Origin of the sequence: Emticicia aquatilis, assembly GCF_014644295.1 — a bacterium.
Lineage (GTDB): Bacteria > Bacteroidota > Bacteroidia > Cytophagales > Spirosomataceae > Emticicia > Emticicia aquatilis.
In genome coordinates, this window is sequence record NZ_BMKK01000015.1 from 71,915 (window position 1) to 86,349 (window position 14,435).

Annotated in this window: 17 protein-coding genes; 10 read left to right on the forward strand and 7 right to left on the reverse strand. The window is 37.3% G+C overall.

Annotated features, from left to right (window positions below; all coding sequences use genetic code 11):
- Positions 1–31: 31 nt before the first annotated feature.
- The 4 genes from IEX65_RS25045 to IEX65_RS25060 all read right to left on the reverse strand — a co-directional run bounded on the left by IEX65_RS25045 (position 32) and on the right by IEX65_RS25060 (position 1,973).
- The gene (locus tag IEX65_RS25045; RefSeq protein WP_188770599.1) at positions 32–385 is read right to left on the reverse strand and encodes a hypothetical protein; all 354 of its coding nucleotides are present in this window, start codon (positions 383–385) and stop codon (positions 32–34) included.
- Between the two features lie 26 nt (positions 386–411).
- Positions 412–828, reverse strand: coding sequence for a hypothetical protein (locus tag IEX65_RS25050; protein WP_188770601.1), 417 nt, complete (start codon positions 826–828; stop codon positions 412–414).
- A gap of 78 nt (positions 829–906) precedes the next feature.
- Entirely contained in the window at positions 907–1,440 is a 534-nt protein-coding gene (locus IEX65_RS25055) for a TetR/AcrR family transcriptional regulator (RefSeq protein ID WP_188770603.1), read from the reverse strand.
- A 137-nt stretch (positions 1,441–1,577) separates the two neighbouring features.
- The gene (locus IEX65_RS25060) at positions 1,578–1,973 is read right to left on the reverse strand and encodes a pyridoxamine 5'-phosphate oxidase family protein (protein WP_229250892.1); all 396 of its coding nucleotides are present in this window, start codon (positions 1,971–1,973) and stop codon (positions 1,578–1,580) included.
- Positions 1,974–2,125: 152 nt separating this feature from the next.
- Between IEX65_RS25060 and IEX65_RS25065 the strand changes: the two genes are divergently transcribed.
- The gene (locus tag IEX65_RS25065) at positions 2,126–2,677 is read left to right on the forward strand and encodes a chlorite dismutase family protein (RefSeq protein WP_188770605.1); all 552 of its coding nucleotides are present in this window, start codon (positions 2,126–2,128) and stop codon (positions 2,675–2,677) included.
- Between the two features lie 92 nt (positions 2,678–2,769).
- Here the strand turns inward: IEX65_RS25065 and IEX65_RS25070 are convergent, their stop codons facing one another.
- The 3 genes from IEX65_RS25070 to IEX65_RS25080 form a co-directional block, all read right to left on the reverse strand.
- On the reverse strand, positions 2,770–3,318 hold the full coding sequence (locus IEX65_RS25070; protein ID WP_188770607.1) for a carboxymuconolactone decarboxylase family protein: 549 nt from the start codon (positions 3,316–3,318) through the stop codon (positions 2,770–2,772).
- A gap of 190 nt (positions 3,319–3,508) precedes the next feature.
- On the reverse strand, positions 3,509–4,354 hold the full coding sequence (locus IEX65_RS25075) for a helix-turn-helix domain-containing protein (protein WP_188770609.1): 846 nt from the start codon (positions 4,352–4,354) through the stop codon (positions 3,509–3,511).
- A 3-nt stretch (positions 4,355–4,357) separates the two neighbouring features.
- Positions 4,358–4,765: an OsmC family protein gene (locus IEX65_RS25080; RefSeq protein WP_188770611.1), complete on the reverse strand. Its 408-nt coding sequence runs from the start codon at positions 4,763–4,765 to the stop codon at positions 4,358–4,360.
- Positions 4,766–5,192: 427 nt separating this feature from the next.
- Here IEX65_RS25080 and IEX65_RS25085 point away from each other — a divergent pair, with 427 nt between their 5' ends.
- The 9 genes from IEX65_RS25085 to IEX65_RS25125 are packed head-to-tail and all read left to right on the forward strand — an operon-like array spanning position 5,193 to position 14,293.
- Entirely contained in the window at positions 5,193–5,810 is a 618-nt protein-coding gene (locus tag IEX65_RS25085) for a TetR/AcrR family transcriptional regulator (RefSeq protein ID WP_188770613.1), read from the forward strand.
- A 49-nt stretch (positions 5,811–5,859) separates the two neighbouring features.
- Complete coding sequence (locus IEX65_RS25090; protein WP_188770615.1) at positions 5,860–7,209, forward strand: TolC family protein; 1,350 nt, start codon at positions 5,860–5,862, stop codon at positions 7,207–7,209.
- A 9-nt stretch (positions 7,210–7,218) separates the two neighbouring features.
- The gene (locus IEX65_RS25095) at positions 7,219–8,262 is read left to right on the forward strand and encodes an efflux RND transporter periplasmic adaptor subunit (protein ID WP_188770617.1); all 1,044 of its coding nucleotides are present in this window, start codon (positions 7,219–7,221) and stop codon (positions 8,260–8,262) included.
- A 5-nt stretch (positions 8,263–8,267) separates the two neighbouring features.
- Complete coding sequence (locus IEX65_RS25100; protein ID WP_188770618.1) at positions 8,268–11,321, forward strand: efflux RND transporter permease subunit; 3,054 nt, start codon at positions 8,268–8,270, stop codon at positions 11,319–11,321.
- The gene (locus tag IEX65_RS25105; RefSeq protein ID WP_188770620.1) at positions 11,311–11,751 is read left to right on the forward strand and encodes a DUF2147 domain-containing protein; all 441 of its coding nucleotides are present in this window, start codon (positions 11,311–11,313) and stop codon (positions 11,749–11,751) included. Before IEX65_RS25100 ends, IEX65_RS25105 begins: the two co-directional genes overlap by 11 nt.
- Positions 11,752–11,767: 16 nt before the next feature.
- On the forward strand, positions 11,768–12,547 hold the full coding sequence (locus IEX65_RS25110) for an SDR family NAD(P)-dependent oxidoreductase (RefSeq protein WP_188770622.1): 780 nt from the start codon (positions 11,768–11,770) through the stop codon (positions 12,545–12,547).
- 5 nt (positions 12,548–12,552) lie between these two features.
- Positions 12,553–12,945 carry a hypothetical protein gene (locus IEX65_RS25115; RefSeq protein ID WP_188770624.1) on the forward strand — a complete coding sequence of 131 codons (393 nt, stop codon included), beginning with the start codon at positions 12,553–12,555 and terminating at the stop codon, positions 12,943–12,945.
- A 12-nt stretch (positions 12,946–12,957) separates the two neighbouring features.
- Complete coding sequence (locus IEX65_RS25120; RefSeq protein ID WP_188770626.1) at positions 12,958–13,524, forward strand: SRPBCC family protein; 567 nt, start codon at positions 12,958–12,960, stop codon at positions 13,522–13,524.
- Positions 13,525–13,531: 7 nt separating this feature from the next.
- The gene (locus IEX65_RS25125) at positions 13,532–14,293 is read left to right on the forward strand and encodes a hypothetical protein (RefSeq protein WP_188770628.1); all 762 of its coding nucleotides are present in this window, start codon (positions 13,532–13,534) and stop codon (positions 14,291–14,293) included.
- Positions 14,294–14,435: the final 142 nt, after the last annotated feature.

The window sequence follows — 14,435 nt, forward strand, 5'->3', positions numbered from 1 at the left end:
TAAAATTCTTCAAATACTTATCAGATGGTTCTTATCTATCGCCCAAAAGTACCTTTCTAATATCACCTTTTTCAATTGCTAATAAATAGAGCAGATAAGGAGCGAAAGCTATAATTCCGATAATGGTGGCTACTGGTGCAAATATAATAGAAGATAGCGAATATTTATTTCGCCACAAAATCCATATTCCAGAGAGTAATAAATAGCAACTAAAATCTAAATTAAACTGCCCATTCCAACCGATGGAGGTGATATTATTTATAAAAATTTGGAATAAAGTCCAGCCTTCATTATTGATTACTAAGGCAGTAAAAACAACCAAAACAATGGTTTGTACGGTCAGTATCGACTTTAATAGAGTTGGGTTAGTATTTGAAGTGTTCATTCTTAATCAATTTTAAAGTTTTAAAATTATTTAGCCGATTTCCAAAGTGGACCTACTGCCAACAAAAGCACGATAACATTAAACAATACATTTGACCCATTTCCCGAAGCGTAGGAACCAGCACTGTCTAAACAAAACCAAGCACATAACCCAAAAAGCACCGATTTGCGAACGCCTTCGGGGGCAAGGTCATAAACCCATTTTTGCAAGCACCAAATCATAATTCCCCAACCAAACAGAAAACCACCCGTAAGTGCAGATAGGAAGCGAGTGGTAGGGGCTTCATAATTTTGAAGGCCGTCAATTGGCCAACTCAATAAATCCAGCGACCACCGTGCTGGTTCAGAGGTTGTGAGCATTGTACCCAAAAAGAAAATAGGTCCGAAAGAACCTACTACAAATGCCGTAAATTTAAGGTAAGACTTATGAAAAGAATTTGTCATTTTAGATTTTGCGTTTTATTTACGCTGCAAGTTAAATCTATGAAATGAAAAATTTTAGACGCTACCGTACACTGAGGATTACATAAAATTTTCTATGATTTGCTTTAAGCGTGTAAAATAGCCAAAAAGCCATTGATGATTAATATTTTCAGCATTTATTTGTAGATAAAAATTTTCAAGGGCTAATTCAAAAATACTTTCCAATTGTTTTTGAGAGAGACTTAGACCTAAGTCCTTAACCCAAACTATCACAAACCCATTTCCAATTATTTCGTTTGATTTGGTTAGAATATCTGCAAATATTTTGCGGTCTCTGTGTATGCGTAGTTGTCGGTTAAAAAGTATATCAGTTTTATGCTCAACAATGATGGCAATTAGGTCAGGATTAATAGTTGTAGCGTTTCTTTCCTTGTTTGCAATAACTAAGGATTGTTCGAGGTGGTGTTTTAAAAGCTCTTCAACAAAAAGTTCAAGGTCGGCAAAGTGATGATAAAATGAAGATTTACTTTTACCTACTTTTTTGGCAAGTGGTTCAATTTTCAGTCCACTTTGCCCTGAAAGAGCAAAAATTTCGTAGCCAGTTTTAATCCAAAGTTCTCTACTTTCTGTCATTTTTTATTTACCAATTTTGCTTTTAATTCAACGATTTCGGCTTCCAAATTCTTAATATGTTGGTATGGTAGTTGCAAAATCTCCTCAATCTCTTCGGTAGTGAATCAGGGTGTAATGTGCTGCGGACAATTCCAGTCTTAGGCTTCTACATAAAAAATCATCATGAGTTCTGGTCGAAACTTGTAATCTACCAAATTGAGCGACTCGAAAAGGACTGGATTGTCTTTTAGTTCTGCAATTTCAGCCTTTACGTAGATTTTCAATCGCTTTCTATTGGGATAATCTACCAAAAACAGAGCAACTTTATTATTGGTTGCCAAATTGCCAAGGGAAATGTACTGCATATTGCCGCTAAAATCAATAAAACCCAAGCGATTTTTATCCAGCACTTTCAAAAATCCTTTTGGACCTCCCCGATGTTGAATATACGGAAATCCATTTTCGCCAACAGTTGCCACATAAAAGCTATCTCTTTTTGAGATAAAATTTTCCTCAAATTTGGTAAGCCCTTCATAAAAAATTTGGCGTTCCATTCGGGCGTAGTTGGCTCGGCTGTCGTATTTTTCTTGTAAGTTTTTGGCTGCCGATAAATAATTTTATTGTTTTTTCATTTCCAATTCTTAAAACCAGCGAGTTTCAAACAACTTTAGCATTTATTCGGTATCTTTATCAAAAGAAAAATAACATGACAGACCATATTTTTGATTTCATTGGTGGCGATAGCGGTCAATGGCAAGTAACAAAAATGAGTACCGCTATTGGAGAATCAATGGAGATGGTTTCGCACTTAAAAATAGTGCCGAGTTCGCTAATAACTCAGAACGATAGCATTTGGACTTTGAAAGGCTTGAAAAGTAATATTCGGTATGCCGAGAAAGCAGAAAAAGAAAAACTCTTAGCGGTTCAAGAAGGACTTGGACGAGAGCAGGCTACCTGTGCGGCATTAATTCCACTACAAAAAAATGAGGCTTGGTGGAATTTGGCACAAGATGAACGCCGAAAAATCTTTGAAAGCCAGTCGAAACATACCGCAACGGGCTTGCATTATTTGCCAGCCATTGCCCGCCAGTTATACCATTGCCGAGATATTGGCCAACCATTTGATTTCCTGACTTGGTTTGAATACGCTCCCGAACACGCTGACGCTTTTGAAGAATTGGTATTTCAACTCCGCAAAACCGAAGAATGGAGTTATGTGGATTGGGAGGTGGATATTAGGTTGGTTAAAGTGCTTTAGAAGCAATTAACCACTCCTTGATTTGTACAAACTAAAACGCCATTTTGTAGAAAATTTCTACAAAATGGCGTTTATTACTGAAAAACATTTTTTTATGCGTAAACTTCCTCCAAAACTGGAGCAACAGGAAAATCAATTGGAATTTGGGTGATGGCGTGTAAGTAATTTGAAATAATTTTATCGCCGATTACCATCAGAACATCTACCAAGTTTTCGTTGGTGTAGCCCGCCGCAAAGAAATTTTCTACACTTTCTGCCGACGCACGTCCACGGTTTTCGGTTGTGTCTTTCACAAAAACAGCCAAAGCATTTAATTTTGCATCGAAAGAAGCTTCTCCCTTACGAATTTCAAGAATTTGTTCATCGGTAAAGCCATTCATTTTACCTAATACAGTGTGGGCTGATTGACAATAACGGCAGTCGTTTACTTGGCTCACTACTAAATTCACTACTTCACGTTCTTTTTTGCTGATAGAACTGGCGGCATTTTGTAAGTTTAAGTAAGTGCCAAGTCCATTTTTTGAATAGCCAAAAGTGGCATATAAATTGGGTACAAAACCTAAACCTTTTTGAAGGTTATCAAATATAGCTTGGTTGTTTTCTGACACTTGGTCTCTGGTTGGTACTGCAATTGTTTTCATTGTTATGTTTTTTAAATTGTTAATTGATTGTTTATTTCGTTTTGATGTTACAAAGGTCATACATAATAAGCAGGTACTACGAACCAGTTTTTCCCTCTGTGTTATCAATTTTTCCCGTTTGAGATTTTAGCAAAAAAAAATCCCAGTTTGGCAACTGGGATTTTACTAATAATTTAATTTTGAGATTATTTTAGTGCCTTCTCATTTCTGTTTTGAAATCGGTCGGGTTTTGCCCAATGATTTTCTTGAAAAATCGGCTAAAGTGAGCCACTTCTTCAAAGCCCAATTCGTAGGCAATTTCTTTGGTGCTTTTATCGGTGTAAATCATCAGACGTTTGGCTTCGAGCGAGATTCGTTCGTGAATGATTTGAAGTGGGCTTTTCTGATTGTAAATCAAAAAAAGATTAGAAAGCGTTTTGGGCGATTTGTTCAATAAATCTGCATAATCTTGTACTTGATGTTTGGTTTTGTAATGATTTTCTACCGATAAATTGAATTTACGGACAATATCGAAATCTGATTCTTTCATCGGTGGCGTAAGCGACTGCTCTTTTGCTAAACGGGTAATAATAATGATTAACCTCTTGAGCATCATTCTGAGCATTTCGCCTTGAATATTGTCGTGAGTTTCAAATTCATCGGCAAAGACTTTTACTAATAAATCTAAACGAGTGACATTTTTTTCATCTAAACTGATGAACAATAAATCTCGCATACCATAAAACAAAAAACCTACGCACGACACCTCTCGGTCGTGGTCAACAATGCAATAAAACTCACGATTAAATTGCCATGAAACTAAGTCTTCGGGTCGTTCAAATCTAAATGATTGATTGACCATTAGTGCTAAAATCGAATTTTTTGGAAAATGATATTCCACTTCGTCAATCCATGCAGTTTGTTCCTCTCCTCTGTTCCATGCAATGGTAAGTAGTCTTTCGTTGCGGTTTTTGAAAAAGTATTTATCGAACGTAGGCTCGTTAATTCTAAGCGATAAGGCACTATCAAGTGCGTTTTCTTGGTAAGCATATATCATCGCTCAAATTTGTTTGGTAGTAATGATTACTTGATTTGTCAGTAACTTATGAACGGGACATTTTTCGGCAATATTGAGCAACATAGCTTTTTGCTCATCGTCTAAATTTCCCACAAAATGAAGTTCACGCAAAATATTTGTCGATTGACTAACGCCAACTCTTTCAACTTGCAGCGAAAGTTCAATTTCCAATTGCTCTAAATCCCATCCTTTTCTATCGGCATACATTCGCAAGGTGGCGGCCGTACAAGTAGCCAAACCCGCCAAGATAAACTCATAGGGGTCTGGCCCTAAATCCGTTCCGTTATTTTCAATTGGCTCATCGCCAATTAATTCATGCTTATCTGTTTGAATCACCGTTTGGTATCTATCTCTGCCAATGCTTGCTTTTACTTTGGTTATTTCTGCCATTGCTTTAATGTATCAATAAAAAACTATTTTACTCAACATATTCAGAAAACAAATGTATTGCTACTTAAAATTTCACATCGTACCAGTTATTCCCTATGAGTTACCAATTTTTCCCGAATTAATGTTTAAAAACAAATTTTAAGTATAGTTCTTCTTAAATTATAATGAATTTCTAAACTCATTTAGATGATTATTTATAAAATTTTTCTAAAAAAACCAAACTATTTCTCAATGCTGCTTCATTATTATATCAATTTATCCTTTTGCTTTTATTCATCTTTTTAATAATTTCAAGCATTATTGATGCTAAATGAAGTCTGTTCAATCAGTATGAAACATTACTTGTTTAGCTGAGTAAAAATAAAATTTTAACAAAATTTGCAAAAATGAACAATGTTCATTTTATTTATACGGTAATTTTAAATCAATGGCAATTTCAGATAGAAAAGCAAGAGAGAAAGAAGATTTGAAAGCACTTATTTTGAGTGGAGCAAAAAAACTCTTTGTTGAAAAAGGAATCGAACAAACAACCATTCGGAATATTGCCGATGCGATTGATTACAGCGTAGGTACAGTCTATGTGTATTTCAAAGACAAAAATGCCATTTTTCATGCCTTGCACACGCAAGGTTTTACGCAATTAGGTGGCGAATTTAAGGTCTTATTTCATGTATCAGACCCAATGGAGCGTTTGCGAGCAATGGGTAGAGTTTATATCAATTTTGCATTGCAAAACCCTGATATGTACGACCTTATGTTTAACTTGAAAGCCCCAATGGAGTTTTTGAATGATGCAAAAAAAGAAGAATGGAGTGAAGGAAAAGGTACTTTTGGTGTGCTTCGCACCACGGTTGAGCAGTGCATGACCGATGGTCATTTCAAAGGACACAACTTAGAGCCAACAGCCTTTATGATTTGGAGTATGGTGCATGGCATGGTGAGTTTAGAAATCAGTAAACGCTCACTCGGTGTTAATATTCAGCAGCCCGAAACAATCGTTGTGGCGGCTTATGAAGAGTTTTTGAAAATAATGGATAGAGTTTAATATTTTTTTGCTCAATAATGAACATTGTTCAAATTTAAAACAAAATTCAATGAATCGTTTTTTACGCATTTCTATATTTGCTTTCTTATTACTTTTTCATCGGAAAGTAGATGCCCAAAATCATCTTGAAAAATATATTACTCAAGGTTTGGCAAGCAATGAGAGCATCAAAAAGCAACAGTTTATTCTCGAAAAAAATCTCTATGCACTTCAAGAAGCAAAAGCCTTGTTTCTGCCAGCTGTAAATCTTAACACAACTTACACATTGGCAGGAGGTGGCCGAACCGTTGATTTTCCCGTTGGCGATTTGCTCAATCCCGTTTATGGAACACTCAATAAAATGACAGGAACAAACGATTTTCCAAGCCTTCAAAACCAATCAATTTTATTAAACCCCAATAACTTTTATGACCTCAAGGTTCGCACAACTTATCCTATCATCAATGCTGAAATTGCTCTCAACAAAAAGCTCAAAAGTCAGCAGTACGATTTGCAGAAAATTGAAATTGATGTTTTCAAGCGTGAACTCGTGAAGGATATAAAAGTGGCTTATTATCAATATTTACAAGCGACCGAAGCCATTAAAATTTACGAAAATGCTCTCGTGTTGGTCAACGAAAACGAAAGGGTAAACAATTCCTTGTTCAATAATCAGAAAGTAAATCGGACGGCTTTATCGAGAAGCAATAATGAGGTTCTGAAAATGACTTCTCAGATAAAAAATGCGAAGCAAAAGCAAAATAATGCCAAGGCATACCTCAATTTCCTGCTGAATCGTCCACTCGATACTGAAGTTTTGGTAGATAAAATTGAAGCTATCCCGATACAAAATCTAAATGTTGAGGCTTCATTGACTAACCGTGAAGAATTACAAAAACTCAATACTGCCAAAGCTATCTATGAAAGCCTGCTGAGTCTGGCAAAAAGTGCCAAAATGCCCAAACTTAATTCATTCCTTGACTTGGGTTCGCAGGGTTTTAATTTCAAGGTAAACAACAAAACACCGTACTATTTCTTAGGACTCTCGCTCGAATGGAACATTTTTTCGGGCGATAAAAACAAGGCAAAAGTAAGTCAGGCACTTGCCGACGGCAAAGCACTCGAAGCACAGACAAATTATGTAGAACAACAACTGGCATTGCAGGTAAAATTGGCTATAAATGCTTTTTCGATGGCAATAACTAATTATCAAACGGCACTTTCTCAGGCAAAAACTTCGGAAGATAATTATCGTGATATGCTACGGCTTTATAAAGAAGGAACAGTACTTCTGATTGAACTCTTGGACGCTCAAAACCAGCTGATTTCGGCACAATTACAGACCAACATTTCATTGTTTGATACTTGGATAAAACAAACCGAAATCGAACGAGCTAATGCAAGTTTTACCATTAAATAATACATAAAAATGAAAAATATAGCATCAATAATCATACTAACGGTGGTTTTTTCTTGTGGAAAGAAAAACGAAAAGACAGCTGCAAATCTACTTACCGAAGAAACAATTGCGGTGAAAACTGCCAATATCTCCGCAATAAATGCACTTTCGCAAGTAACCGCAACGGGGCTTCTTTCAACGGTAAATGAAGCAAAATATGCTTTCAAAATTGGCGGAATTGTAGAGAAAATTTATGTCAACGAAAGCCAGTTTTTCAGAAAAGGGCAGTTGTTGGCAACGCTCAAAATTACCGAAATCGAAAGCCAACTTTCGCAAGCCAATCTGGGTTATGAAAAAGCTAAACGAGATTACACAAGAGCCACCATTTTGTATAAAGATAGCGTAGCAACTTTGGAGCAATTGCAAAATGCCAAAACAGGCTTAGATATTGCCGAAAAAACCATTGAGGGCATCAATTTCAATAAAAAATACACCAGTATTTATGCCAATGCCGATGGTTTTGTAACTAAAAAGATTGTCAGCGAAGGTGAAGTAATTGGCGGTGGAATGCCAGTTTTGGCCATTAACGAAACAAGTGGCGATGCAGGTTGGGTACTCAAATTGGGCGTAACAGACAAAGAATGGGCGGCCATTCAAGTTGGGAATAAGTGTAGTGTAGTGTTAGATGCTTTTCCTAATAAAGTTTTTCGTGGTTTTGTGTTCCGAAAATCGCAAGCTGCCGAACAAAATAGTGGCACGTTTCAAGTCGAAGTAAAACCGATGCTTGGAAACCTAAAACCCGCCCTCGGAATGTTTGGAAAAGCCACCATTGACATTGGCAAAAGTACCAAATTACTCTCAATTCCTTACGAAGCAGTAATCGAGGCTGACGGGAATAATGCCTTCGTTTTTACACCAGTTTCGAGCAAAAAAGTTAAAAAAGTGCCAATTATTATCGAAAGTTTCAATAATCAAGCAGTTATCGTGAAAAGCGGATTAGAAAATATTTCTGAGATTATAGTTTCAAACAGTGCCTTTCTCAACGAAAAATCAACCATCAACATTATTAAATAAAAGCAATGAACTTGACAAATTTTTCTGTAAAAAATTATCAGTTTACATTGGTAATGTTTCTGATGATTGCAGTTGTTGGCGTGGTTACGTTGCTCACAATGCCCCGTGCCGAAGACCCCCAAATCAACCCACCTACGTATCCAATTATTGTGATTTACCCAGGGACAAGTCCAAAAGATTTGGAAGAGTTGGTCGTAAAACCGATTGAAAACGAAATCTATGAATTAGAAAACATTGATAAAATCACGACCGAAATCCAAGATGGTTTTTGTGTGATAAAAGCAGAGTTTAAATATGGCTTAAATGTAGATAACAAATACCAAGAAGTTGTGCGAGAAGTAAACGCCCTTCGTAGTGAACTGCCATCGGATATTTACAGCATCGAAGTCAATAAAGTGGACCCTTCTGATGTAAATATTGTGCAAATAGCTTTGGTTTCTGAAAATGCTTCTTTCAAAACTTTAAAATATCACGCAGAAAATCTGAAAGACCAACTCGAAAAAGTATCTTCCTTGAAAAAAGTAAAAGTGGCGGGTGTTCCCGAAGAAGTTGTGAGAATTGATGTGCGAATTGATAAACTGGCCGAGTTGAAAATACCGTTAAACCTCGTTATCGGAAGTTTACAAAGCGAGGCTATCAATATTCCAGGGGGGAGTGTTACTGCTGGTACGAAAACTTTCAACGTAAAAACCAGTGGGAAATTTAAAAACATTGAAGACATTGCCAATACGGTTATTTTCAACGGAAATGGTAAGATTATTTTCTTGAAAGATATTGCCACAATTGGCTTCAAAAACGAAGAAGAAAAACACATTACTCGTATCAATGGCCACCGATGTGTATTGGTTTCTGCGGCACAAAAAGTAGGAGCCAATATTAGTACTACGCAGAACAATTATTTGCCAATTGTGGCAGAATACGAGAAAAATTTGCCCGAAAACATAAAATTAATCAAAAATTTCGACCAAGCCGATAACGTGGCTCAACGCCTTTCGGGTTTAGAAATTGATTTTCTGATTGCTATTTTGCTGGTTCTTGTCACGCTTCTGCCGCTCGGTTTTCGGGCTTCAATAATCGTGATGATTGCCATTCCGCTCTCGGTTGCCTTGGGTTTGGTCGGGCTAAACGCTTTCGGTTTTTCGCTCAATCAGCTTAGTATTGTTGGTTTGGTGGTGGCTTTGGGTTTGTTGGTAGATGATAGTATTGTGGTCGTTGAAAATATCGAACGATGGCTACGAGATGGATATAGCCCCAAAGAAGCAGCCATAAAAGCTACTAAACAAATAAGTTTGGCCGTAATTGGTTGTACGGCAACATTGGCTATTTCATTCCTGCCGATGATTTTCTTGCCTGGTGGGCCAGGTGAATTTATTCGTGGTTTGCCGATGGCAGTTATTACGAGTGTGTTGGCCTCGTTGGTGGTTTCGCTGACGGTTGTGCCGTTTTTGGCGAGCCGTTTACTGAAAAACCATGCCAACGCCGAAGGGAATATTTTTTTAAGATTACTCAAAAAAGGCATTAGCAGTAGTTATTCAAAACTCATGACTTTTGCTCTAAAACGCCCAATCATTACGCTTTTAGTTGCTTTTGGCTTATTCGGAGCGTCGGCAACGCTTTTTCCTGTCATTGGTTTTAAACTTTTTCCAACATCCGAAAAACCTATTTTTCTAATCAATATTCGATTGCCGCTGCAAACCAGTTTGCAAGAAAACAATCGAATTACGAAGATGGTAGAAGATAGTTTGAAGCAAAATAAAGCGATTGTTTATTTCACGAGTAATATCGGAAAGGGAAATCCGCCTATCTATTACAACGTACCGCAACAACAAGAGAAAAATGATTTTTCGCAGGTGTTTGTGCAACTGGACAGCCACGCCAAACCAACCGAGAAAAAAATACTGATTAATGAGTTACGTCAACAATTCGCCAGCTTTCCTTATGCCAAAGTTGAAGTCAATGATTTTGAACAAGGCCCACCCATAGAAGCACCGATTTCGATTAGAGTTTTTGGTGATAATCTGGATACGCTACGGAAATTATCTTACGAAGTTGAGCAAATTGTGAAGGCGAATGCGGGAACAATCTATGTAAATAATGACCTAAATGTACTAAAAACCGACATAAAAGTAAATATCAACCGTGAAAAAGCCCGCACATTGGGCGTGTTGACAGCCGATATTGATAAAACCGTAAGGCTGGTGGTGGCAGGCTTGCAACTCGGAAATTATTCTAACGATGATGGCGATGATTTTAAGGTAATTATTGATGCCCCCAGAGAAAAATTTGCCACACTTGATGTATTCAATAACCTGTTTGTCAATAATGCCGTTGGAGTACCGATTCCGCTCAACCAAATTGCCGAGGTGAGTTTCGAGACATCTTCTACAACCGTCAATCATTTTAATAAAAATCGTTTTATCAAGATTACGTCATCGACCAAAAAGAATGTTTTGGCCAACACAGTTTTGAAAGAAATTGTACCGAAACTTGATAAAATCAAAATGCCAAAAGGATATTTTTACAAACTTTCGGGAGAAGCCGAAAGCGAAGGTGATGCTTTTGGTGGTGGTTTCATTACGGTCATTTTGCTCACGGTGTTTTTATTTATTGCCGTACTGATTTTACAGTTCAAAAACTTCAAAGGTACGCTCATCGTGCTTTCGGTGATTCCGCTGGGCGTGGTTGGGGGCGTAACGATGCTTTGGCTTACGGGCAATCCGATGTCGTTTATTGCTATCATTGGTTTTATCGGATTGGCTGGTATTGAAGTAAAAAACTCTATTTTGTTAGTAGATTTCACTAACCAACTCCGAGCCGAAGGCATGGAACTCAACAAAGCCATTGAGCAAGCGGGCGAAATTAGATTCTTACCAGTCGTACTCACTTCGCTAACCGCAATCGGTGGCTTAATTCCGCTGGCACTCAACCCCAATCCCCAAATTTCGCCTTTGGCTTTGGTTCTTATCGGCGGACTTTTGAGCTCGACCATTCTTTCCCGAATCGTTACCCCAGTTATGTATAAAATTATTCCTCCTAAAATTGAAAAAGATGAAGACTAAACAAACAATTATGATGCTTTCGTTGATGTTTATCGGCACTCTGACTGCATTTTCACAGACAAAGGCTGATGCTATTTTAGGCGAATGGCTTTCAGCCAAAAAGGATTCAAGATTTCTGATTTACAAGCAAGGCAACAAGTATTTCGGGAAAGTAGTTTGGGGAACGGAAGTCGATAAAGGCATTGTGGCGAAAGACACCAAAAATCCCGACCCAAAACTTCGTAACCGAGATTTGTTGGGGCTGGTGCTGCTCAAAGATTTTGAATTTGATATGGATGATACTTGGGAAAATGGCACCATCTATGACCCACGAGAAGGCAAAACTTATTCGTGCAAAATGACACTAAAAAATGCCAATCAGCTTGATGTGAGGGGCTTTATGGGTATTTCGCTCTTTGGAAGAAGTGAAATTTGGACAAGATATAAATAAACAAAAACATAAAAAAATGAATCAAACCGTATTGATAACTGGTGCTTCAACGGGCATTGGGCTTGAAATGGCGAAGCAATTAGCCGCCAAAAAATTTAATCTTATATTGGTTGCTCGAAGTGCTGAGAAACTCCAAGAGATACAAAAGCACCTTCAAGACCAAGAAGGTGTAACTGTGAAAATCTTCGCCAAAGATTTATCAAATTCTGCCAATGCGATTTCACTTTATAATGATGTGAAGCGAGAAAATAGTAAGGTCGATATGCTCATCAATAATGCTGGTGTAGGTCTTTATGGCAATTTTACCGAAACCTCATTAGATGCCGAACTTGATATGATTGAGTTGAATATCTCTTCGTTGGTGGCTTTGACCAAGCTTTTTGCCCAAGATATGCTCATTCTTAAGTCGGGTAAAATTATGAATGTGGCATCGTTGCTGGCCTTCTTACCGTTTCCATATTACTCAGTTTATTCAGCAACGAAAGCATTTGTTTTGGCATTTTCTGAAACACTGGCGGCCGAATTAGAAGGAACGGGTGTAACAGTTACAACACTTTGCCCTGGACCAATTGACACACCTTTCAACACCGATTCGATGCTTACAACAAATGCTTACAAAGCCAATAAACCCATGCCAGCGAGCGTGGTAGCAGAATCAGGAGTTGACCTTTTATTAGATGGAAAAGGTAAAAAATTAGTGGGTTTCAACAATTGGTTTATCTCTAACCTACCACGTTTTACACCCGATTTTATTATGATGAAAATCAAGAAAAATTTAGCAAGTCAAAGAAAATAAACGCCTTGACCACGAGCAATAAATATAGCTTAGATAATTTAGATAAGCGTTTTTTCTTTAATCAAGAGCTTATCGAACAATCTTTTTTGAACCAAAACTTAGACATTTCACTCACTCATGTTGATGATTTTGAGTTTACCGTAGAAGTGTTGAGTTACGGCGATTGTTTTGCTACAATTTTAGATAAAATCTACGCTATTGCTATTGAAAGTTTTTGGTCAAAAAGGAAATTTAAAATTTGCCCGATACAAACGCAATCGGAAGTTCCTTTCTTTATGAATGAGCCAATTTTTGTAGATGTATTCCTTATACACTCGTGCAAGACAAAAGCAGTTTTAGAGGTTTTTGTGTATCAGAGTGAAACCGATATTTTTAATGAAACAGTCGAAATTATTTAAAACAAACGTAAAATGAAAAAGATTAATTGTTTGATAATCAGCATAATATTAGTATTTTTTTTGAATAAAACCTACGCACAACGCCAAGATTGGCGTAAGTATGTTACTCAAGCAAAAATGAATTGGCCAACGTATTTTGAGCCATCCGAAAGCCCAATTTTTGTGCATAACGAAATCGAAATAAATGCTTCGCCCGAGAAAGTTTGGGCGATATTAATCAGCACAAAAGACTGGAAAAACTGGTATAACGGTGCGGGCGATGTGGAAACGATAAATGCCGAAAAATTGGAAGCAAAGACAAAGTTTAATTGGCGAAGCCTAAAAATGAATGTAGCTTCGGAAGTAAAACAATACGAACCTAACAAAAGGCTTGCTTATACCGTAAAAACCAAGGGCGTGGATACTTACCATGTTTGGCTCATTGTTCCAATGGCAACTGGCTGTAAAATAATTACCCAAGAAACTCAACATGGATTTAAGTGTAAAATGGGGAAAATTTTCAAGCCCAAACAAATCGTAGAAGCTCACCAAAGAGGAGTGGAGGGTTTGAAGAAATTGGCAGAAAGCAATAAAATTTAAAATAACTATGAAATATTTCCTCGAAACTCTCAAATATCGCAACGAATCTCTCTTTTATTTTGGTTTACTATGTTTTGTTTTGGCCATTATATTTCTGATTTTAACACGTTTTACTACCACACAGGTATATAATGTAAATGCGTGGTATAAACCATTCAAATTTGCCGCATCGACCACGCTCTACGCTTGGGCAATGGCTTGGTTTATCGGGTATTTACCAAACTTCAATGCAAGAATTTTCAATTGGGTAATCATCATCACTTTGGGTTTTGAAATCATCTATATTGCTTGGCAAGCCAGCCGAGGAATGTTGTCACACTTTAATGTAAGCACCAGTTTTTATTCATTTATGTATTCAATGATGGCATTGGCTGCCACCATAGCCACACTTGCCACGGCATATATTGGTATCTTGTTTTTCAAAAATGATTTTCCTAACTTGCCTTTACATTATGTATGGAGTATTCGACTGGGAATTTTCTTATTTGTGGTTTTTGCTTTTGAAGGTTTCGTGATGGGGAGCAGAATGACACATACAATCGGTGGGCAGGATGGGGGCGAAGGAATTCCGATTTTGAATTGGAGTACCCAATACGGCGACCCACGCATTGCTCATTTTATCGGTATGCACGCTTTGCAGGTTTTACCCATTCTATCTTATTATGTTTTTAGAAATATCACATTTACTGTAATTATTGCCATTTTATATGGGTTGGTCGCCGTTTTTTCACTCGTAAAGGCACTACAAGGGAAATTAATTATTGGCTAACATCTAATGCCGTGCAGTTGCATGGAATTAGCTTCCCATGTATAGCATGTATAGCTTGAGATAATACTTTACCAATTCTTGACGCAATTCGAGAGTGGACTTTTAAATTTTACTGTTTCTTCAATTAATCGCTTTTTCTATT

Excerpts from the sequence above, each read along its gene's own strand:
- IEX65_RS25045 (WP_188770599.1), bottom strand. The coding sequence starts at position 385 with ATGAACACTTCAAATACTAACCCAACTCTATTAAAGTCGATACTGACC.
- IEX65_RS25050 (WP_188770601.1), bottom strand. The coding sequence starts at position 828 with ATGACAAATTCTTTTCATAAGTCTTACCTTAAATTTACGGCATTTGTA.
- IEX65_RS25055 (WP_188770603.1), bottom strand. The coding sequence starts at position 1,440 with ATGACAGAAAGTAGAGAACTTTGGATTAAAACTGGCTACGAAATTTTT.
- IEX65_RS25060 (WP_229250892.1), bottom strand. The coding sequence starts at position 1,973 with ATGGAACGCCAAATTTTTTATGAAGGGCTTACCAAATTTGAGGAAAAT.
- IEX65_RS25065 (WP_188770605.1), top strand. The coding sequence starts at position 2,126 with ATGACAGACCATATTTTTGATTTCATTGGTGGCGATAGCGGTCAATGG.
- IEX65_RS25070 (WP_188770607.1), bottom strand. The coding sequence starts at position 3,318 with ATGAAAACAATTGCAGTACCAACCAGAGACCAAGTGTCAGAAAACAAC.
- IEX65_RS25075 (WP_188770609.1), bottom strand. The coding sequence starts at position 4,354 with ATGATATATGCTTACCAAGAAAACGCACTTGATAGTGCCTTATCGCTT.
- IEX65_RS25080 (WP_188770611.1), bottom strand. The coding sequence starts at position 4,765 with ATGGCAGAAATAACCAAAGTAAAAGCAAGCATTGGCAGAGATAGATAC.
- IEX65_RS25085 (WP_188770613.1), top strand. The coding sequence starts at position 5,193 with ATGGCAATTTCAGATAGAAAAGCAAGAGAGAAAGAAGATTTGAAAGCA.
- IEX65_RS25090 (WP_188770615.1), top strand. The coding sequence starts at position 5,860 with ATGAATCGTTTTTTACGCATTTCTATATTTGCTTTCTTATTACTTTTT.
- IEX65_RS25095 (WP_188770617.1), top strand. The coding sequence starts at position 7,219 with ATGAAAAATATAGCATCAATAATCATACTAACGGTGGTTTTTTCTTGT.
- IEX65_RS25100 (WP_188770618.1), top strand. The coding sequence starts at position 8,268 with ATGAACTTGACAAATTTTTCTGTAAAAAATTATCAGTTTACATTGGTA.
- IEX65_RS25105 (WP_188770620.1), top strand. The coding sequence starts at position 11,311 with ATGAAGACTAAACAAACAATTATGATGCTTTCGTTGATGTTTATCGGC.
- IEX65_RS25110 (WP_188770622.1), top strand. The coding sequence starts at position 11,768 with ATGAATCAAACCGTATTGATAACTGGTGCTTCAACGGGCATTGGGCTT.
- IEX65_RS25120 (WP_188770626.1), top strand. The coding sequence starts at position 12,958 with ATGAAAAAGATTAATTGTTTGATAATCAGCATAATATTAGTATTTTTT.
- IEX65_RS25125 (WP_188770628.1), top strand. The coding sequence starts at position 13,532 with ATGAAATATTTCCTCGAAACTCTCAAATATCGCAACGAATCTCTCTTT.